This is a genomic window from Streptomyces sp. NBC_01352, assembly GCF_036237295.1.
GTDB lineage: Bacteria > Actinomycetota > Actinomycetes > Streptomycetales > Streptomycetaceae > Streptomyces > Streptomyces plumbiresistens.
The window spans coordinates 9,549,935-9,568,224 of record NZ_CP108354.1 but is presented as its reverse complement, the minus strand read 5'-3'; the positions used below and the strand labels follow the sequence as shown (position 1 = coordinate 9,568,224).

Annotated in this window: 15 protein-coding genes and 1 pseudogene; 5 read left to right on the top strand and 11 right to left on the bottom strand. The window is 71.0% G+C overall.

Annotated features, from left to right (window positions below; all coding sequences use genetic code 11):
* Positions 1 to 106 precede the first annotated feature (106 nt).
* The 3 genes and pseudogenes from OG252_RS43875 (at position 107) to OG252_RS43865 (ending at position 3,199) form a co-directional block, all read left to right on the top strand.
* Positions 107 to 1,462, top strand: a complete 1,356-nt coding sequence (locus OG252_RS43875) for a dipeptidase (protein ID WP_329343228.1) — start codon at positions 107 to 109, stop codon at positions 1,460 to 1,462.
* A 62-nt stretch (positions 1,463 to 1,524) separates the two neighbouring features.
* Positions 1,525 to 2,126 (top strand): annotated as a pseudogene (locus OG252_RS43870) (MBL fold metallo-hydrolase); the annotation flags it as partial.
* A gap of 11 nt (positions 2,127 to 2,137) precedes the next feature.
* Positions 2,138 to 3,199, top strand: coding sequence for a protein kinase family protein (locus OG252_RS43865; protein ID WP_329343226.1), 1,062 nt, complete (start codon positions 2,138 to 2,140; stop codon positions 3,197 to 3,199).
* Here OG252_RS43865 and OG252_RS43860 read toward each other — a convergent pair.
* The 9 genes from OG252_RS43860 to OG252_RS43820 all read right to left on the bottom strand — a co-directional run bounded on the left by OG252_RS43860 (position 3,169) and on the right by OG252_RS43820 (position 13,061).
* Positions 3,169 to 4,218 carry an ABC transporter ATP-binding protein gene (locus OG252_RS43860; protein ID WP_329343225.1) on the bottom strand — a complete coding sequence of 350 codons (1,050 nt, stop codon included), beginning with the start codon at positions 4,216 to 4,218 and terminating at the stop codon, positions 3,169 to 3,171. The two genes, OG252_RS43865 and OG252_RS43860, sit on opposite strands and share 31 nt — an antisense overlap.
* Complete coding sequence (locus tag OG252_RS43855) at positions 4,215 to 5,291, bottom strand: ABC transporter ATP-binding protein (RefSeq protein WP_329343223.1); 1,077 nt, start codon at positions 5,289 to 5,291, stop codon at positions 4,215 to 4,217. The genes OG252_RS43860 and OG252_RS43855 overlap by 4 nt, the downstream gene beginning before the upstream one ends.
* 36 nt (positions 5,292 to 5,327) lie before the next feature.
* On the bottom strand, positions 5,328 to 6,320 hold the full coding sequence (locus tag OG252_RS43850) for an ABC transporter permease (protein WP_329343221.1): 993 nt from the start codon (positions 6,318 to 6,320) through the stop codon (positions 5,328 to 5,330).
* Positions 6,321 to 6,398: 78 nt separating this feature from the next.
* Positions 6,399 to 8,066: an ABC transporter substrate-binding protein gene (locus OG252_RS43845; protein WP_266444650.1), complete on the bottom strand. Its 1,668-nt coding sequence runs from the start codon at positions 8,064 to 8,066 to the stop codon at positions 6,399 to 6,401.
* An 83-nt stretch (positions 8,067 to 8,149) separates the two neighbouring features.
* Entirely contained in the window at positions 8,150 to 9,181 is a 1,032-nt protein-coding gene (locus OG252_RS43840; protein ID WP_266444648.1) for an ABC transporter permease, read from the bottom strand.
* Between the two features lie 367 nt (positions 9,182 to 9,548).
* Positions 9,549 to 10,589, bottom strand: a complete 1,041-nt coding sequence (locus tag OG252_RS43835) for an NUDIX hydrolase (RefSeq protein ID WP_329343217.1) — start codon at positions 10,587 to 10,589, stop codon at positions 9,549 to 9,551.
* A gap of 144 nt (positions 10,590 to 10,733) precedes the next feature.
* Positions 10,734 to 10,928, bottom strand: coding sequence for a hypothetical protein (locus OG252_RS43830; protein WP_266444644.1), 195 nt, complete (start codon positions 10,926 to 10,928; stop codon positions 10,734 to 10,736).
* A gap of 30 nt (positions 10,929 to 10,958) precedes the next feature.
* Complete coding sequence (locus tag OG252_RS43825; protein ID WP_329343214.1) at positions 10,959 to 11,969, bottom strand: TIGR01777 family oxidoreductase; 1,011 nt, start codon at positions 11,967 to 11,969, stop codon at positions 10,959 to 10,961.
* A gap of 138 nt (positions 11,970 to 12,107) precedes the next feature.
* Positions 12,108 to 13,061 (bottom strand): ROK family protein, encoded by a 954-nt coding sequence (locus OG252_RS43820; protein WP_329343212.1) that lies wholly within the window; start codon positions 13,059 to 13,061, stop codon positions 12,108 to 12,110.
* Between the two features lie 213 nt (positions 13,062 to 13,274).
* Here OG252_RS43820 and OG252_RS43815 point away from each other — a divergent pair, with 213 nt between their 5' ends.
* Complete coding sequence (locus OG252_RS43815; protein WP_266444640.1) at positions 13,275 to 14,324, top strand: LacI family DNA-binding transcriptional regulator; 1,050 nt, start codon at positions 13,275 to 13,277, stop codon at positions 14,322 to 14,324.
* 7 nt (positions 14,325 to 14,331) lie between these two features.
* On the top strand, positions 14,332 to 15,132 hold the full coding sequence (locus OG252_RS43810) for a hypothetical protein (protein ID WP_329343209.1): 801 nt from the start codon (positions 14,332 to 14,334) through the stop codon (positions 15,130 to 15,132).
* On the opposite strand, the gene OG252_RS43805 is transcribed toward OG252_RS43810, so the two are convergent.
* On the bottom strand, positions 15,078 to 16,823 hold the full coding sequence (locus tag OG252_RS43805; protein WP_329343207.1) for a serine/threonine-protein kinase: 1,746 nt from the start codon (positions 16,821 to 16,823) through the stop codon (positions 15,078 to 15,080). The two genes, OG252_RS43810 and OG252_RS43805, sit on opposite strands and share 55 nt — an antisense overlap.
* Positions 16,824 to 16,918: 95 nt before the next feature.
* Positions 16,919 to 18,223, bottom strand: a complete 1,305-nt coding sequence (locus tag OG252_RS43800) for a DUF6986 family protein (protein ID WP_329343205.1) — start codon at positions 18,221 to 18,223, stop codon at positions 16,919 to 16,921.
* Positions 18,224 to 18,290 lie beyond the last annotated feature (67 nt).

Here is an 18,290-nt window from a genome sequence, read left to right as displayed (position 1 = left end):
TGCCGCACCTGTCCCCCCGCATCCTACGGCCGACGTGCCCACAGATCGCTGTGGGAGGATCTACGGCACTCATCGGTACAACGTCGCACCCACAAGGAGCGTGCCCATGTCGTCGAATCCGGTCGCCGAGACCGTCGCCTCGCTGATGCCGAGGGCGAAGGCAGAGCTCACCGAGCTGGTGGCCTTCAAGTCGGTGGCGGACTTCGACCAGTTCCCGAGGAGCGAGAGCGAGGGCGCCGCCCGCTGGGTCGCCGACGCGCTCACCGCCGAGGGCTTTCAGGACGTGGCCCTGCTCGACACCCCCGACGGCACGCAGTCGGTGTACGGCTACCTGCCAGGCCCCGCGGGCGCCAAGACGGTCCTGCTGTACGCCCACTACGACGTGCAGCCGCCGCTGGACGAGGCCGCCTGGACCACCCCGCCCTTCGAGCTGACCGAGCGCGACGGCCGCTGGTACGGGCGCGGGGCCGCCGACTGCAAGGGCGGCGTGATCATGCACCTGCTCGCGCTGCGCGCGCTCAAGGCCAACGGCGGCGTCCCGGTGCACGTCAAGGTCATCGCCGAGGGCTCGGAGGAGATGGGCACGGGCGGCCTCGAGCGGTACGCCGAGGAGCACCCCGACCTGCTGGAGGCCGACACCATCGTCATCGGCGACGCGGGCAACTTCCGGGTCGGCCTGCCGACGGTCACCGCCACCCTGCGCGGCATGACCCTGCTCCGCGTACAGATCGACACCCTCGAAGGCAACCTGCACTCGGGCCAGTTCGGCGGCGCGGCCCCCGACGCGCTCGGCGCCCTGATCCGCGTCCTCGACTCGCTGCGCGCCGAGGACGGCTCGACGACGGTCGACGGGCTCACGCCGGACACGTCCTGGGACGGGCTGCGGTACGACGAGGAGCAGTTCCGCCAGGACGCCAAGGTGCTGGACGGCGTGCAGCTGATCGGCTCCGGCACGGTCGCCGACCGCATCTGGGCCCGGCCCGCCGTCACCGTCCTCGGCATCGACTGCCCGCCGGTCGTCGGCGCCACCCCGTCGGTGCAGGCGAGCGCCCGCGCGCTGATCAGCCTGCGGGTGCCGCCGGGCATCGACGCGGCCGAGGCGACCAAGCTGCTGGAGGCCCACGTGGCGGCGCACACCCCGTGGGGCGCCCGGGTGCGCACCGAGCAGATCGGCCAGGGCCAGCCGTTCAGCGCGGACACGGCCAGCCCGGCGTACGCGGCGATGGCCGAGGCGATGGCCGTCGCCTATCCCGGCCAGGAGATGCAGTACGCCGGCCAGGGCGGCTCCATCCCCCTGTGCAACACCCTCGCCGCCCTCTACCCGCACGCGGAGATCCTCCTCATCGGCCTGAGCGAGCCGGAGGCCCAGATCCACGCGGTGAACGAGAGCGTGCACCCGGACGAACTGGAGCGGCTGTCGGTGGCGGAGGCGCTGTTCCTGCGCACCTACGCGGCGAGCTGACCGGACCCTCCGGCTCTGCTGTCGGCAGAGGGCCCTCGTCACGGCACGGGGGCCCTTCCTGCTTCCCGGTCGGCCAGGCCTGTGTCTGGCGTGACGGCGACGAGTTGACGCTGGTCGACGCCGGCCCCGCGGGCTACGGGGCGTCGATCGCCGAACTCGCCGGCGCCCTGGGGCGCGTACGGCGGATCGTGCTCACCCACTTCCACGAGGACCATGTGGGCGGCGCCGCCGAACTGGCGGCGTCGACCGGCGCCGAGGTGCTGGCCCACCACCTGGACGCACCCGTCGTACGAGGCGAAGTCCCGGGCCCACCGCCGGTGTTCGAGGACTGGGAACGCCCCTCCACGGGGAGGCCCTACGACACCTCCTCCAGGGGGAATTCGCGCGCCCGCCGAAGGTCACCGAGCTGTCCGACGGCGACCTCCTCGACGTCGGCGGCGGAGCACGCGTCCCGCACATCCCCGGCCACACGCACGGCAGTATCGCCGTCCATCTCCCGCGCCTCGGCGTGTTCAACCTCGACCGGGCTCAGGCGATCGCCTCGTTCCACCGGCTGGCGACCCTGGAAGCGGACGTGGCCTGCTTCGGGCACGGCGATCCGGTGCTCGGACGGGCCTCGGTCGTCCTTCGGGAATCGGCGGACGGGTACCCGGCCCCGCCGTGAGGATGGGGATCATGTCCCGTCCCGCGCGCCTCGCCGCCCACAGTGAACTCGCCACGTCCCTCGCCCTGCTCAGCGACCACGAGCTCGCCGGACTGGTGGAGTCCGGTGTGCCCGTCGGCACCGGGATCGGGGGGCAGGTCCTGCACGTCGACGTGGACGGACGGCGGGTCTTCGTCAAGCGCGTGCCTCTGACGGACACCGAGTTGCTCCCAGAGCACGCGCGGTCCACGGCGAACGTCTTCGGCCTGCCGTCCTCCTGCCACTACGGCATCGGCAAGGGGCCGGGCTTCGGAGCCTGGCGGGAGCTCGCCGTGCACACGATGACGACCGACTGGGTCCTCACCGGCGCCTTGCCGGGCTTCCCGCTGACGCACCACTGGCGGGTCCTGCCCGACGAGCCCCGGCCGCTGCCGGAGGAACTCGCCGACGTGGACCGGACCGTCGCCTACTGGGGCGGCAGCCCGCAGGTGCGCGAGTGCCTCGAGGCCCTGCGGACGGCCACCGCGAGCCTGACCCTGTTCCTGGAGTACATCCCCCACACCCTGCACGACTGGCTCGACGCACGGATCCGCACCGAGGACGCCGACGCCGCGTGCGCCCTGGTGGAGCGGGGCCTGACGGAAGCCGCCGACTTCCTGCGCGAACGCCAACTCCTTCACTTCGACGCCCACTTCAACAACATCCTGACCGACGGCCGGCAGCTCTACTTCGCGGACTACGGCCTCGCGCTGTCCTCCCGCTTCCGCCTCACTCCCCCGGAGCACGCGTTCTTCGACCGACACCACGACTACGACCGCGCCTACGCCACCTCGTACTTCGTCAACTGGCTCGCGACCGCCCTGCACGGGTACGGCCGTGACGACCGCGAGGCGTTCATCCGCGCGTGTGCCGACGGTGCGCGCCCCGAGGGCATGCCGCGGGCGGCCGCCCGGATCATCACCCGGCACGCGCCGCTCACCACCGTGCTGAACGACTTCTTCCGGCGACTGGACCGGGAAAGACCCCTCACGCCCTACCCGTACGAGGAGATCCGGCGCGCCCTCTACGACAGCGGCGCCACGCTCTCCGAGTAATGACAGGCGACCGGGTTGCCGTCGCCCCGGTCGAGCAGTTCGGGTTCCCGCTCCCTGCAGGCGGTGCGCTCCTCCTCGGTGAGTGCCCCCACGAACTTGGGGCAGCGGGTGCGGAACCGGCAACCGGAGGGCGGATCGATCGGCGACGGCACGTCACCGGTGAGACGGATGCGTTCGCCCCGCACCACGTCCGGGTCGGTCTCGGGGACCGCGGACAGCAAGGCGCGCGTGTAGGGGTGTTGCGGTCGCGCGTACAGCGACTCCCGGTCGGCCACCTCGACGATTCGGCCGAGGTACATCACCGCGACGCGCTCGGAGAAGTGACGGACGACGGCGAGGTCGTGGGCGATGAACAGGAAGGCGATGCCGAACTCCCGCTGCAGGTCCTGCAACAGGTTGACGACCTGCGCCTGGATGGAGACGTCCAACGCCGACACCGGTTCGTCGGCCACGATGAGCTTGGGCCGCAGGGCGAGGGCGCGGGCGATGCCGATGCGCTGACGCTGGCCGCCGGAGAACTCGTTCGGGTAGCGGTTGTAGTGCTCGGGGTTGAGGCCCACCGTTTCGAGGAGTTCCTGCGCCCGCTTCTTGTGGCCCTGCGGCGGATGGATGCCGTTGAGCTTCATCGGCGTCTCGATGATGGTGCCGACCGTGTGCCGGGGGTTCAGCGAGGAGTACGGGTCCTGGAAGATCATCTGGAGGTTGCGGCGCGCTTCCCGCAGCTTCGCCGAGGGCTGGTGGGTGATGTCCTCGCCGTCGAACACGATGGAACCGGCCGTGGGTTCCAGCAGCCGGGTCACCAGGCGGCCCGTGGTCGACTTGCCGCAGCCGGACTCGCCGACCAGGCCCAGCGACTCCCCGGCGCCGACCGAGAAGTCGATGCCGTCGACGGCGTGTACGGCACCGACCTGCCGCTGGAAGACGATGCCCTGCCGGATGGGGAAGTGCTTCTGCAGTCCTTTGACCTCGAGCAGCGGCTTGTCGGCCGGCGGGGTCGGTGATTCCTGGACGGTGCTCACGGCATGCTCCTGTTCCCGCTCTCGCCGCGGATCTCCTGCTTGGCCCGTGCGGTGAGGTGGCACGCGGCGATGTGGGCGTCGGTGCCGGCGACCGGCCGCAGTTCGGGCCGCTCGACCGTGCACCGGCCCTCGGTCACCCAACCCTTGTAGGTGCAGCGCGGATGGAAGGCACAGCCGCCGGGCAGGTTGATCAGGCTCGGCGGAGTGCCGGGGACCGGGTTCAGCCGTTGGCCCACGTCCCCGGCGATGTGCGGCATCGACTGCAACAGGCCCCAGGTGTAGGGGTGTTCGGGCTGCTTCAGCACATCGCGCGTGGTGCCGTACTCGATGCGGCGGCCGCCGTACATCACCAGGATGTCGTCGGCGACCTCGGTGACCACCCCGAGGTCGTGGGTGATGACGATGACGGCGGAGCCGAACTCCTCCTGGAGGTCGCGGATCAGGTCGAGGATCTGCGCCTGCACGGTGACGTCGAGCGCGGTCGTGGGCTCGTCCGCGACGAGCAGCGCGGGGTCGCAGACCAGCGACATGGCGATCATGGCGCGCTGCCGCATGCCGCCGGAGAACTGGTGCGGGTAGTCCTTGACCCGCAGTTCGGGCTGCGGGATGCCGACCCGTTTCAGCATCTCGACGGCACGCTCCCGGGCCTCCTTCCTGGAGACCTTGTGGTGCACCCGGTAGGCCTCGGCGATCTGGGCGCCGACGGTGAAGAAGGGGTGCAGCGCGGACAGCGGGTCCTGGAAGATCATGGAGACGGTCGTGCCGCGCAACGCGCGCATCTCGTGCTCTGGCAGGGCGACGAGTTCCCGGCCCTCCAGCCAGATCTCGCCGGAGACCTTGGCGCGTGTGCCCTTGTGCAGCCCGAGCAGCGCCAGCGAGGTCACCGACTTGCCGGAGCCGGACTCGCCGACGATGCCGAGGGTTCTGCCCTTCTCCAGGGTGAAGGAGACGCCGTCGACGGACTTGACGACGCCGTCCTCGGTGGGGAAGTGCACCCGCAGGTCCCGCACGTCGAGGAAGGCGGTGGACGTGGTGGTGACGTCCGTGGGCTGCGGGGAGGTGTGCAGGGTCACTTGCTTGTCCTTGCGACGCAGGGTGGCTCGGGTTGCTCAGGCGAGGCGGACGCGGGGGTCGACGAGCCCGTACACGATGTCGACGACCACGTTGGCGAGCACGACGAAGGTGGCGGCGAAGAGCGTGGTGCCGAGGATGACCGGCAGGTCGGAGTTCTGCACCGAGTCCACCGCCAGCTTGCCGATGCCGTTGATGCCGAACACCGACTCGGTGATGACCGCGGAGCCGCCGATCAGTGAGCCGACGTCCATGCCGAAGATGGTGATGATCGGGGTGATCGCGGCCCGCAGGCCGTGCTTGAGGACGACCGTGCCGGCGGACAGGCCCTTGGCCCGGGCGGTGCGCATGTAGTCCTCGGCGAAGACCTCCAGCATGGAGGAGCGGGTGAGCCGGGTGTACAGCGCGAGGTAGACGATGACCAGCGTGGTCCACGGCAGGAAGAGCCCCTGGAACCAGGCGGCCGGGTCCTGGGTGAACGGTGTGTAGCCGGCCGCGGGCAGGATCTGCCACTTGTCGACGAACAGGAAGAGCAGCAGCAGACCGATGAAGTAGATCTGTACGGAGACCCCGACCAGCGCGAGGCCGACCGCTGCCTTGTCGGCGGCCCGGCCCCTGCGCACCGCGGCCACCGTGCCGAGGCCGACGCCGAGGATCAGGAAGACCACCGCGGCACCGAGGCCGAGCGACAGGTCCGCCGGGAAGTCCTGCAACAGGGTGGTGAGGACCGGGGTGTCGGTCTGGAAGGAGACCCCCAGGCAGGGCGCGCCGCAGTGCACGCGCACGCTCTGGTCGCCGAAGTCGCGGCCCAGGAAGAGCCCCTTGAAGAACTCCCAGAACTGCGTGACGAAGGTCTGGTCGAGGCCCAGCGAGTGCCTGATCTCCTCCAGCCGGGAGGGTGAGCAGGTCTTTCCGCAGGCCAGGAGTGCGGGGTCGGAGGGCAGCGCGTAGAAGATGACGAAGGTGATCACGGTGATCACCAGCAGGATCGCGGCCGCTGCCAGCAGGCGTCGGATGAGGTAGCGAAGCATGTCGTCCCGGGACCTGACGTGAGGGGGAGGCCCTCGCCGGCGGCGTACCGCCGGCGAGGGGGTCGGACGGAGGGTGCGTCAGTGGGCGACGTAGGCGTGCACCAGGCTGGGCTCGGCGAGGATGGTGTCCGAGATGACACCGCCGACCTTGGAGCCCGCCAGCTCGCTGAAGTTCATGTACATCAGCGGGACCACGGCGGCGTCCTTCATGATCTGCTCGTCGAGGTTTCCGTAGGCGGTGTTGGCCTCGTTGATGCCCGTCATCCTGCCGATCTTGTCGATCTGCGCGTTGATCTTCGGGTCGTTGAGGTACGACAGGTCCTGGTTGGACTGCGGCAGCTTCGCGATCTGCCGTCCGTCGAACAGGACGGGCAGGACGGTGGAGGCGTTCGGCCAGTCCGCGATCCAGTCGCCCCAGGTCAGGTCGTACTGGTTCTTCACGTTGTCGATGGTGTTGAAGTAGTTCGCCGCCTGGATCGGGGTGATGTTGACGGTGATGCCGATCTTCCCGAGCGAGGTCTTCACCGCGTCGGCGAAGTGCTCGTGCGTGGTGATGTTCTCCACCGCCAGCGACATGGTCGGCTTGGGGTTGCCCGCCTGCTTCATCAGGGCCTTGGCCTTGGTGAGGTCACCCGCGGGGTCGGCGCTGTACAGGTCGAACTTCTTGTAGCCGCCGATGCCGGGGCTCAGCACCGAGGTCGCGTAGTCGCCGTAGGCCGAACCGCCGAAGGCACCGCGGACGGTGGTCTTGTCGACGACGTCCTCGATCGCCTGGCGCACCCTCAGGTCCTTGACCCGACTCGTGTTGATCGCCATGTAGTTGATCCCGGGGGCCGGGATCTTGTAATAGCGCGACTTCAGCGACGAGTCGCTCGCGATCGGCGTGAGGTCGGAACCGGCGATCGGCGTCTGCATGATCGACGTCTGGGCGACGCCGGCGTCGGACTTGATCTGCTGGTCGATGGCCCCCTGGTCCTGCCCGAACTTCACGTCCATCTCGTCGACGTTCTGCTCGCGGATCGGGTCGGTCGACCGGCTCCAGTACTTGTTCCGGACGAGAACCAGTTCCTTGTTCTTGGCGTACGACTTCATCATGTACGGCCCGTCGGACCAGATGTGCGTGTCGTACGTCGCGCCGGTGTCGTGGGCCTTGGGCACGGCCGACCATCCGGTCATGGCCGTCGTCTGGTTGAAGTCGGCGACGGGCTGGTTCAGATGGAAGGCGATGGTGTATTTGTCCGGCGTCTGGATGGAGTCGAGTTGCTGCCCCTTGTAGGGGCCCTTGTACGTGGAGCCGCCCACCAGCCACTGACTGGCGTACGGCGGGCCGCCGTTGATGTCGGGAGAGAAGCCCCGCTCGACGCCGTACTTGACGTCCTGTGCGGTGACCTCGGTGCCGTCCTGGTATTTGATCCCGTGGCGCAGATGGAAGGTCCACACGGTGGCGCCCTTGCTGGGCGCCCCGGTGTCGGTGGCCAGGTCGCCGACCAGCTTCGGCGACGAGCCCGTCTCGTCCCAGCCGGTGAGGGTGCGGACGATCTCCTCGTCCATGCTCGACCCCTCGGTCGTGTAGGTCCGCTGGGGGTCGAGGTGGTTGAAGTCGGCGTCGTCGAGGATCGTCAGCGTGCCCCCCTTCGTCGGGGCACCGCTGTTCGTGGTGCTGGAGGATCCCCCGCATGCGGTGGCCCCCAGGGCTATCGCCACGGCGGACGCCGTGAGGGCGAGGGTGCGCGTTCTGCGCGTCATGGGCAAACTCTCCGTTCTGGTACTGGTTCGGCTTCGGCGGTTCCTCATGGGGAGCCGTCCGGGCCGGTGCTCAGGGGCACGCGTCAGTTGCGGCCGGCGCGGGGATCGAGGGCGTCGCGGACTCCGTCTCCGAGGAGGTTGAGTGCCAGGACGAGGAAGAGGAGCAGGACTCCGGGGACGAACAGGTACATCGGGTCCTGCAGGAAGAACTGGGAGGCGTCCGACAGCAGGGATCCCCAGTCCGGGTTGGGCGGGATGACGCCCACGCCCAGGTACGACAGGGCCGCCTCGGTGGTGATGTTCTGCGGGACGGCGAGGGCGAAGGAGATCAGGACCGGCGCCCACAGGTTGGGCAGCAGCTGGCGGAAGAGGATGTGGCGTCGGCCGGCGCTCATGATCCGCGCGGCGTCGACGAACTCCCGCTCGCGCAGGGAGAGCACCTGTCCGCGCACCAGTCGGGCGGTGTAGGCCCAGGCGAACACCGCGATGTTGAGGACCAGGACCAGCAGCCGGAGGTTCTCGTCGGTACCGCCGTGGCTGTTGGTCTGCAGCGCGCTCTGGATGACCGGGGTGAGCGCGATGATGAACAGCAGCTGCGGGAACGCCAGCATCACGTCCATGGCCCGCGACAGCACGGAGTCGACCCAGCCACCCGAATAGCCTGCCGCGAGGCCTGCCACCACGCCCACGACGGTGGACAGCACGGCCGACGCGAAGCCGACCACGAGGGAGGTGCGCAGGCCGTAGACGATCCGCGCGAACAGGTCGTATCCGGTGCCCGGTTCGACCCCCAGCAGGTGGGTGAGGCTGATGCCGCCCAGGGATCCGATGGGGAAGTTGCCCGTGTCCGGGTCGATCGCCTTCCCGTCCGGTGTGATGGGGCCCCAGCCGGTGAGGGCGGTGAGCACCGGGGCCAGCAGCGCGACCAGGAGGAACAGGACGGTGACCACGAACGCGGCCATGGTCACCTTGTCCCGCCTGATGCGCCTGAAGGCCATGCGGGCCGGTGAGCGTCCGGCGATGGCGGGGACGTCGGGCCGCGAGGCCGACGGCTGTTCGTCGGCCGGGAGCGTGGTGCCGGTGCCGATCGGGACCGGCTGGTGTTGCGTCGTCATCGTACGGACGTCCCGGGTATGAGCTGAGGCTGTCGCGGAGTTTCCGCGGTCGCCGAAGTGGAGGGACTCGTCATGCGGAGGTGCCCCTGAGTGAAAGGCATGGGCGGCGTTCGGTGTCGTCGCCGTGAGACTGAGCGGACTTTCGCAACGTGCGGTGAGTCCGGTCAAGACGGATATGCGGCTTAAAAGGGATTGTTTGCGCTCGTTGCCAAGAGTTGACGAGAGTGCGGCGTCCGGTTAGCTCTCACATAGAGGTATTGCTACGGTCTCGCGGGCTCCGCTTGGCATTCGTTTCCCCGGCCGTTCGCCGCCGAAAGCACGACGAAGTCCCCGCCGTCACCGGAAACGGCGGGGATCCCACCACGGATCAGCCGACCGGAATCCCGGCCTCCAGATACATCGCCGCGCCGCGTTCCCGTGCCCGCAGGGCCCACCGCAGCCGCTCGTAGCGGACGGGCGGCAGCAGGTCGGCCGCCTCCTCCTCGGTGGCGAAGCACCAGCCGCGCAGCTCGGGGCCGGGCAGCAGCAGCCGCGCGGCGTCGGCGGAGTCGAGCCGGCCGCCGTCGAAGAGGAGGCGCAGACCGCCGTAGCCGGGCGGTACGGGCGGCTCCCAGTCGACGACCAGGAGCCGCGGTACGTCGTCCAGGCGGATGCCGGTCTCCTCCTCGACCTCGCGCACGCCGGCACGGGCGGGCGCCTCGCCGGGTTCGACGACGCCGCCGGGAAACTCCCAGCCGGCCTTGTAGGTCGGGTCCACGAGCAGCACCCGGCCCTGCTCGTCGAAGAGCAGGACGCCCGCCGCGAGGGTCTCGGCGGTGGGCTCGGGCGTCTGCACGATGTCGCACGCCGGCACGGTCCCGGCGCTGACGGCCTCCGCGATCCGGACGGCGGTCTCGTACGGCGTGAGAGCACCGCTGTCGATGGGGTGGGCGTCGGCGGTCAGCCAGGTGGCCAGGGCGGCCTTGTACGGCTCGATGTGGTCGTACGCCCACTGCCGTTGCCGTATCTCGCCGTCGGGCAGGTCGGGAGGGATCTCCCGCCCGGCTATTCGCTCGCGCAGGATCGTTTCCGCCGGGGCGAGCAGGACATGCCGGACGGCGATCCGGCGCGCGGCCAGGCCGCCGAAGATCTCGTCCCGGTAGTCCTGGCGCAGCAGGGTCATCGGGACCACCAGGGTCCCGCCCAGCTCGGCGAGCATCGCGGCCGCCGTGTCGATGACGAGCCGCCGCCAGATCGGCAGGTCCTGGAAGTCGCCGACCTCGGCGAGGTGTTTGGGCGGCAGCAGGTGCCAGAGCGCTCCGCCGATGACCTCGGGGTCGAAGAGCGTGCTGTTCGGGATCAGTTCGATCAGTTCCCGTGCGGTGGTGGTCTTCCCCGCACCGAACGCGCCGTTGACCCAGACGATCACGTTGCCCCCTCTTCTACTGGCCCCCTGAGGCTTGCCCGCTCCACCCTGTCACGGAAACCAGCCGCAGTTGAGGGCGCACGAGCGGGCGCCGGTGCCCCCACCTCGCGGGGGCACCGGCGCCGTGTCCTGCTGTGTCGTACCTCGTCAGCCGTTCTGCCCGAGGGCACCGTCGTCGACGTCGGCCAGGCTGTCGCTGGCGACGGTCGGGTCGAGGGTGCTGAGGGTCTTGTCGACGTCGAGGCCACCCAGTTCCTCGCCCAGGGCGTGGGACGGGGAGACCGCCGCGACGACGAAGCCGGTGGCGAGGGAGGCGATGGCGAGCATGCTGCGCTTCTTCATGCCCGGTTCAACGGCGGAACGCCGCGGGGGTCACGCCCGGCGCTGGAGTGATCGCGGAAGTGCGGGAAGTCGCCTCCGAAGGGCACGCCCGCCGGTAGCGCGCCCGTCGCGCAGCCGTCGTACCAGGTCGTCGGCGGCTCCGGGCCACTCGGCGTGGTCGAAGGCGAAGCCCGCTTCGAGCAGGCGGCCCGGGACCACGCGGCGGCTCTTGAACAGGAGTTCGGTGTCCGAGCGCAGCGCGAACGCGCCGATCTCCGCCATCCACTTCGTGGCGGGCAGACCTGCCGGTACACGCCACGCGGAGCGCAGGGCGCGCATGAACGCGCGTTGCGGCAGCGGTCCGGGAGCGGCGAGGTTCACCGGCCCCTCGATGTCGTCACGGTCGATCAGGAACTCGACGGCGCGGACGAAGTCCCGGTCGTGGATCCAGGACACGTACTGGGCGCCGCCCGCGACCGGACCGCCGAGCCCGAGCCGCGCCAGCCACGACAGGACGTCGAAGACGCCGCCGCGGTCGGGGCTCATCACCATGGCGGAGCGCAGGGCGACCTTGCGGGTGTGCGGGGTTCCGGTCTGCCGCTGGGCCAGTTCCCAGTTCCTGGCGATCTCGACGCTGTAGGCCCAGTAGTCCGGTACGCCGGGCTCCTCGCCCCCGATCACGCCCGTCGCCTCGTCGTTCGGCGCGTCGAAGCGGTGGGCGTAGACGGTGGCCGTACTCATCTGCAGCCAGACCCGGGGCGGCCGTACCGCGGCCTCGATCGCCTCGCCCACGACCTGCGTGGAACGCACCCGCGAATCCATCATGGCCCGCAGGTTGGCTTCGGTGTAGCGGCAGCTGACACTGCGGCCGGCCAGGTTGATCACGACGTCGCTGCCGTCGATCTGCTGGGTCCAGGCTCCCGGCGTCTCCCCGTCCCAGGCGACCTCGCGCTCACGCCGCGGTTGTCGTGTCAGGACGACGACCTCGTGGCCCGCGGCGGTCAGCGCACGGTCGAGGACCGTGCCGACCTGCCCGGTTCCCCCGGGTATGACGATCTTCATCGGGCTCCCCCTTCGTGTGGGGCAAGCCTAACGCGAAAAGTTGAACGTGTTCAAAATTGACGGTGTGCCGTACACCACGGAGCTCGGTCGACCCACGTGGGTCGACCGAGCTCCGAGTAAACGTTCCTGCCGAGTGCGTCAGACTCCCGCCGAGGCCGCCTCCGCCCGTCTGGCGAGCGCCGCCGCGGCCGCCCCCACCAGGCCCGCGTCCGTGCCCATCTGGGCGGGCGTCACCGTCAGCCGCTGCACGAAGGACAGGGTCGCGTACTCGCTCAGGGCCTTGCGCAGCGGCGTGAACAGCACGTCGCCCGCCTTGCCCACGCCGCCGCCGATGACGGCGACGTCGATCTCCACGAGTGTCGCGGTGGCCGCGATCCCGGCGGCCAGCGCCTGGGCGGCCCGCTCGAAGGAGGCCACGGCGACCGGATCACCGGCGCGTGCGGCGGCGGCCACCGCGGCGGCGGAGGCGTCGCCGTCCGGGCCGGGCCGCCAGCCGTTCTCGAAGGCCCGCCTGGCGATGTTCGGACCGCTGGCGATCCGCTCCACACAGCCGCGCGAGCCGCAGGGGCAGGAGTCACCGTCGAGGTCGACGCTGATGTGGCCGATGTGACCGGCGTTGCCGGTCGGGCCCGCGTGCAGCTGACCACCGAGGACCAGGCCGCCGCCGACGCCCGTCGACACCACCATGCACAGGGCGTTGTCGTGGCCGCGGGCCGCGCCCTGCCAGTGCTCGGCGGCCGTGATCGCGACGCCGTCGCCGATCAGCTCGACGGGCAGCCCACCGGCCGCCGCCCGCACCCGCTGGACCAGCGGATAGTCACGCCAGCCGGGCACGTTCACCGGGCTCACCGTGCCCGTGGAGGCGTCCACCGGGCCCGCGCTGCCGATGCCGAGCGCCGTGGCGCGTCCCCACAGAGGTGATGCGGTCAGCTCGGCAAGCACCTCCTCGACGGCCCGCATCACGGTCTCGCCATCCTCCCGCGCGGGCGTGGCGCGCTGCGCGCGGGCCTGGATCCGGCCGTGGCCGTCGACCAGCGCCCCGGCGATCTTGGTGCCGCCGATGTCGAGCGCGGCCACGAGGTCGGTGTGCATCAGTGTCGGATCTCCCCGTCAGACATGAACAACCATGAGAACAACCATGAGGAACCGCAGGCCGGTCTCGCGGTGGGGGCGCAGGCCGGAGATTGTGGTGGACAGTGTCTCCCGCATCTGACAACGTTGTCCAGGCTCTATGCTCGACGACACATCCTCATACAACATCATGGCCGCCGCATCCCCGTGGACGACAGGACAGGACACCGCATCGTGCCCGAGACCCACAGCCGAGCAGACCGCTTCCCAGGGACCCGCTACGGCAACCGTCCGACCATGAAGGACGTGGCCGCGCGGGCCGGGGTCGGACTGAAAACGGTCTCGCGGGTGGTCAACGGGGAGCCGGGCGTCACGCCGGAGACGGAGCGCCGTGTCCAGGAGGCCATCGACGCACTGGGCTTCAGGCGCAACGACAGCGCGCGGGTCCTGCGCAAGGGCCGCACCGCCAGCATCGGGCTGGTCCTCGAGGACCTCGCGGACCCGTTCTACGGCCCGCTCAGCCGCGCCGTCGAGGAGGTGGCCCGGGCCCACGGGGCGCTGCTGATCAACGGTTCCAGCGCGGAGGACCCGGAGCGCGAGCAGGAGTTGGTGCTGGCGCTGTGCGCACGGCGGGTGGACGGGCTGGTGGTGATTCCGGCGGGTGACGACCACCGCTATCTGGAGCCGGAGTTGAAGGCCGGCGTCGCGACGGTGTTCGTCGACCGTCCGGCCGGGAAGGTCGACGCCGATGTCGTCCTGTCGGACAACTACGGCGGCGCCCGTGACGGCGTGGCCCACCTCATCGCCCACGGCCACCGGCGGATCGGGTTCATCGGTGACATGCCGCGCATCCACACCGCCGCCGAACGGCTGCGCGGCTACCGGGCCGCCATGGAGGACGCGGGCATAGCGGTGGAGGACTCCTGGATGTCCCTGGGCGTCACCGACCCCGGGCGGGTGCGGCGGGCGGCCGAGGAGATGCTGACCGGCCCCTCCCCCGTCACCGCGATCTTCGCTGGCAACAACCGGGTGACGGTCACCGTGATCCGCGTCCTCGCCGAACAGCCCCGTCGTATCGCCTTCGTGGGCTTCGACGACATCGAGCTCGCCGACCTGCTCCAGCCCGGCGTCACGGTCGTCGCCCAGGACGCGGCGACCCTGGGCCGTACGGCCGCCGAGCGTCTCTTCCGCCAGCTGGACGGCACCCTGCTCACCCCGGAGCGGATCGAACTGCCGACCCGGCTGATCACGCGCGGCTCGGGCGAGCTGCCGCCGGCGGACTGAGCGGCCCATGGAGAACCGCAGCCTCGATGCGCTCGGCCTGGCCGAGGTGCCGCGCGATCACCCACTCCGCTACCCGGGAGCCTGGCCGCGGGAGTCCGCACTCCTGGACGGGAACCACCTCCTCCCCCTCGACCACCTCGTGCACGCCGACCGCACGCCCGTCCTCGCCGTCGGCTCCAACGCCAGCCCCGCCCAACTCCGCCACAAGATGACCGAGTTCGGGATCACCTCGCCCATTCCGATGGTCAGGGCCCGGGTCACCGGCATCGACATCGGCGTCTCCGCACACGTCAGCCGTTTCGGCTACGTGTCCGCGTCGCCCTTCGACGCGCCGGGCACCGTACGGGAGTTGTTCGTCATCTGGCTCGACGCCCAGCAGCTCGCGGTGGTCGACGCGAGCGAGGGCGTACCGCTGCCGAACGGCAACTACGGCCGGGCCTGGCTGTCCGCACCCGAGGTGCGCGTCGAGCCGGCGCCCGGGACGGTCCTCCCGGGCGTGTGCGCGTACGTCAACCGCCACGGCGTGCTGCACGACGGCACCGGCCCCGGCGCGCCGCGCAGGCACCCGGGCCAGCGGGCGCTGCTCACCGAACTCCTCGTGGGATCCGCCCGGTTGAGGGAACTGTTCGGGGTCACGCCCGAGGAGTTCTGCGCGCGGGCCCGTGCCGACCGGCGGCTGTGCGAGCGGGGTACGCGGCTGTTCAAGGACGAGAAGCGGGTGACGGCTTCCGGCCTGGAGCGGTACGTACGGGTTCAGCAGACCGGCAGCCCCGGCACCGGCTCGTCGTTGGCGCCGCCCCTGACGTAGACGTCGCTGACGTAGACGTCCGTGTTGCCGCTGTCGTCGTCCGTCTTCGCCCACCAGACGTTGGTCCACTCGCCGTACGTCTCGCGGCGGCCCAGGTTCTCCTGACAGAAGAAGTAGCTGGTGCCCGTGTTGAGGACGCCGACCTCGGTGCCGGAGGCGGTGTACGACTTGGCGGTCCGCCAGACCTCGCAGTTGTACTTGCCGCCGCCGATCGACCGGCAGGAGGAGGCCGGGGTGGTGGGCGTACCGCTTGCGCCCGGCGTGCTGCCGTCACCGGAACCGCCGCCGGAGGTCTTGGTCGGGGAGGGCGTGGGAGCCCGGCTGGTGGGCGTGGTGTCGGTCTTGCCGCTCGGGGAGTTGGTCGCCGTGGGGGCCTTCTCGTCGCCCTGTTCGCTCGGCTTGGGGGCGTCCGGGCTGCCGGCGGCGGCCTGGCCCGTGGCCGAGGCGGAGGTGGTCGAGCCGGTGGGCCGTGTGCCGGCTTCGGCGTCTCCCTGGTCGTTCAGCAGGGCCAGGGAGGCCCCGGCCGTGGCGAGGACGACGGCGACGGCCGTGGCGGCGAGGACGGCACGGCCCTTGCGGCGGGGCGGGTTGGGGGTGGCCAGGAGGCCGGTGGGACGAGAGGTTCCGGGTGGGGGCGCGGCTGCCTGTCCGGGCGGCACTTGCTCCGCGGGGCCGAATCCTGACGTACCCGGTGCGGCGGCCTCCACGGGCCCGAATCCCGGCATCGCCGTCGGAGCACTCCGCTCCCTCTCCTTCTCCTCCTCGGGCGCCGGCTTCGCGGCGCCCGTCGCGCCCGCCACACCCCGCAACGTCGTCGTCGGTGTGTCCGTAGCGCCCGAGTCCGCCACCGCCTGGAGCAGTTTCCGCGCCTCGTCCGCCTCCGGGCGAGACTCGGGCCGCTTGTCCAGCAGCCGTTGGAGGACGGGCCCCAGGTGACCGGCGCTGCGGGATTCGGGCATGGGCTCGGAGACGATGGCGGTGAGGGTGGAGAAGGTGGACGTCCGGCGGAAGGGTGCGGTGCCTTCGACCGCCGCGAACAGCGTGGCGCCGAGGGCCCAGATGTCGGAGGCGGGGCCGGGTGCGGCGCCCTGGGCGCGTTCGGGTGCCAAGTAGTCGAGGGAGCCGACGAGTTCGCCGCTGCGGGTGAGGTGGGTGGCCGAGCCGTCGCCCGGGTCCTCCATGGTGGCTATGCCGAAGTCGGTGAGGACGACGCGGCCGGAGCGCTCCAGCAGGATGTTGCCGGGCTTCACGTCGCGGTGCAGGACGCCGGCGCGGTGGGCGGCGGCCAGCGCGTCCATGACCTTGGCGCCGATCCTGGCCGCCTCGCGCGGGTCGAGGGTGCCGCCCTCGCGCAGGACGTCGTCCAGGGACGGTCCGTCCACCAGCTCCATCACGATCAGCGGACGGCCGTCGAGCTCGGTGACGTCGTGCACGGCCACGACGCCGGTGTGACGCACCCGGGCGGCCGCACGGGCCTCGCGCTGCATCCGCAGCCGCAGTCCGGCGAGTTCGGGGCCGTCGGCGTCCGTGTATGTACGCAGCTCCTTGACGGCGACTTCCCGCCCGAGGACCTCGTCGACGGCCCGCCACACCACGCCCATGCCGCCGCGCCCGAGCTGCCCCACGACCCGGTAGCGCCCGGCCAGCACCCGCCCGACCCCGTCCGTCTGTCCGTACTCCCCCGAAGACACCGCCGCCCCGTTCCTGTGACCCGTCCCTGCGTGGCGTACAGCCTACGGGGCCGCAGGGACAGCGCGGTGCGGCGGTGGCCGCTGTGACAGGTCCGCTACTTCCCGGAGGCCGTGAGGTCGCCCCGCCGCGGTGTCGCGAAGCTCTCCAGGTCCGCCCGGGTCAGGCCGGACAGGCGGGCGACCTCGGCGATGTCGAGGGCGCCGCAGTCCAGGCCGCGCAGGAGGTAGCCGCTGAGGGCCTTGGCGGTGGCGGGCTCGTCCATGACGTCGCCGCCGGTGCGGTTGGCATAGCGGGCCAGGCGGGCGGCGGCCTGTGCGAAGCCCTCGCGGTAGAAGGCGAAGACGGCCGCGTAGCGGGTCGGGATGTGCCGGGGGTGCATGTCCCAGCCCTGGTAGTAGGCGCGAGCGAGGGCGCGGCGGGTGAGGCCGTAGTGCAGGCGCCAGGCGTCGTGAACCTTGGCGGTCGGGCCGACCGGCAGCACGTTCGTCGAGCCGTCCGAGACGCGTACGCCCGTCCCCGCGGCCGCGACCTGCATGATCGCCTTGGCGTGGTCGGCGGCCGGGTGGTCGCTGGCCTGGTACGCGGCGGACACGCCCAGGCAGGCGCTGTAGTCGAAGGTGCCGTAGTGCAGCCCGGTGGCGCGGCCCTCGGCGGCCTGGATCATGCGGGCGACGGTCGCGGTGCCGTCGGTGGCGAGGATGGACTGGCTGGTCTCGATCTGGATCTCGAACCCGATCCGGCCGGGCTCGAGGCCGCGCGCCTTCTCGAAGGCCTCGAGGAGGCGGACCATGGCACCGACCTGCTCGGGATACGTCACCTTCGGCAGCGTGAGAACCAGCCCGTCGGGCAGTGGGCCGGCCTCCATCAGGCCGGTGAGGAAGATGTCGAGCGTGCGGATGCCCCGGTCGCGGACGGCCGACTCCATGCACTTCATGCGGATGCCCATGTACGGCGCCGCCGTGCCGTTCTTGAACGCCTCGGCGATCAGGCGGGCGGCGCGGGCGGCCGTCTCGTCCTCCTCGGCGTCCGGGCGGGGGCCGTAGCCGTCCTCGAAGTCGACGCGCAGGTCCTCGATGGGTTCGTGCTCCAGCTTGGCGCGGACGCGGGAGTGGACCGGTTCGGCCAGTTCGTCGGAGAGGCCGAGGACCGCGGCGAAGGAGGCGGCGTCCGGGGCGTGTTCGTCGAGAGCGGCGAGGGCCTGGTCGCCCCAGGAGCGGATGGTGTCGGCGGCGAAGGCGTCGCCGGGGACGTAGACGGTGTGGACGGGCTGGCGGGTGCCGGGGTCGCCGGGGTAGCGGCGCTCCAGTTCGGCGTCGACCGGGGCGAGGGAGGCGCTGATCTCCTCGCTGACGGCGCCCGCGAGGCTCGTCGCCACCTGCTCCTGCTGGCCCTGACCCATCCCGAACCCTCCTATTTTCCGCTATACGGAATCAACAATCCGTAGAGCGAAGTTATCGGGCAACCTT

Excerpts from the sequence above, each read along its gene's own strand:
- OG252_RS43875 (WP_329343228.1), top strand. The coding sequence starts at position 107 with ATGTCGTCGAATCCGGTCGCCGAGACCGTCGCCTCGCTGATGCCGAGG.
- OG252_RS43865 (WP_329343226.1), top strand. The coding sequence starts at position 2,138 with ATGTCCCGTCCCGCGCGCCTCGCCGCCCACAGTGAACTCGCCACGTCC.
- OG252_RS43850 (WP_329343221.1), bottom strand. The coding sequence starts at position 6,320 with ATGCTTCGCTACCTCATCCGACGCCTGCTGGCAGCGGCCGCGATCCTG.
- OG252_RS43845 (WP_266444650.1), bottom strand. The coding sequence starts at position 8,066 with ATGACGCGCAGAACGCGCACCCTCGCCCTCACGGCGTCCGCCGTGGCG.
- OG252_RS43840 (WP_266444648.1), bottom strand. The coding sequence starts at position 9,181 with ATGACGACGCAACACCAGCCGGTCCCGATCGGCACCGGCACCACGCTC.
- OG252_RS43830 (WP_266444644.1), bottom strand. The coding sequence starts at position 10,928 with ATGAAGAAGCGCAGCATGCTCGCCATCGCCTCCCTCGCCACCGGCTTC.
- OG252_RS43825 (WP_329343214.1), bottom strand. The coding sequence starts at position 11,969 with ATGAAGATCGTCATACCCGGGGGAACCGGGCAGGTCGGCACGGTCCTC.
- OG252_RS43820 (WP_329343212.1), bottom strand. The coding sequence starts at position 13,061 with ATGCACACCGACCTCGTGGCCGCGCTCGACATCGGCGGCACCAAGATC.
- OG252_RS43810 (WP_329343209.1), top strand. The coding sequence starts at position 14,332 with ATGGAGAACCGCAGCCTCGATGCGCTCGGCCTGGCCGAGGTGCCGCGC.
- OG252_RS43800 (WP_329343205.1), bottom strand. The coding sequence starts at position 18,223 with ATGGGTCAGGGCCAGCAGGAGCAGGTGGCGACGAGCCTCGCGGGCGCC.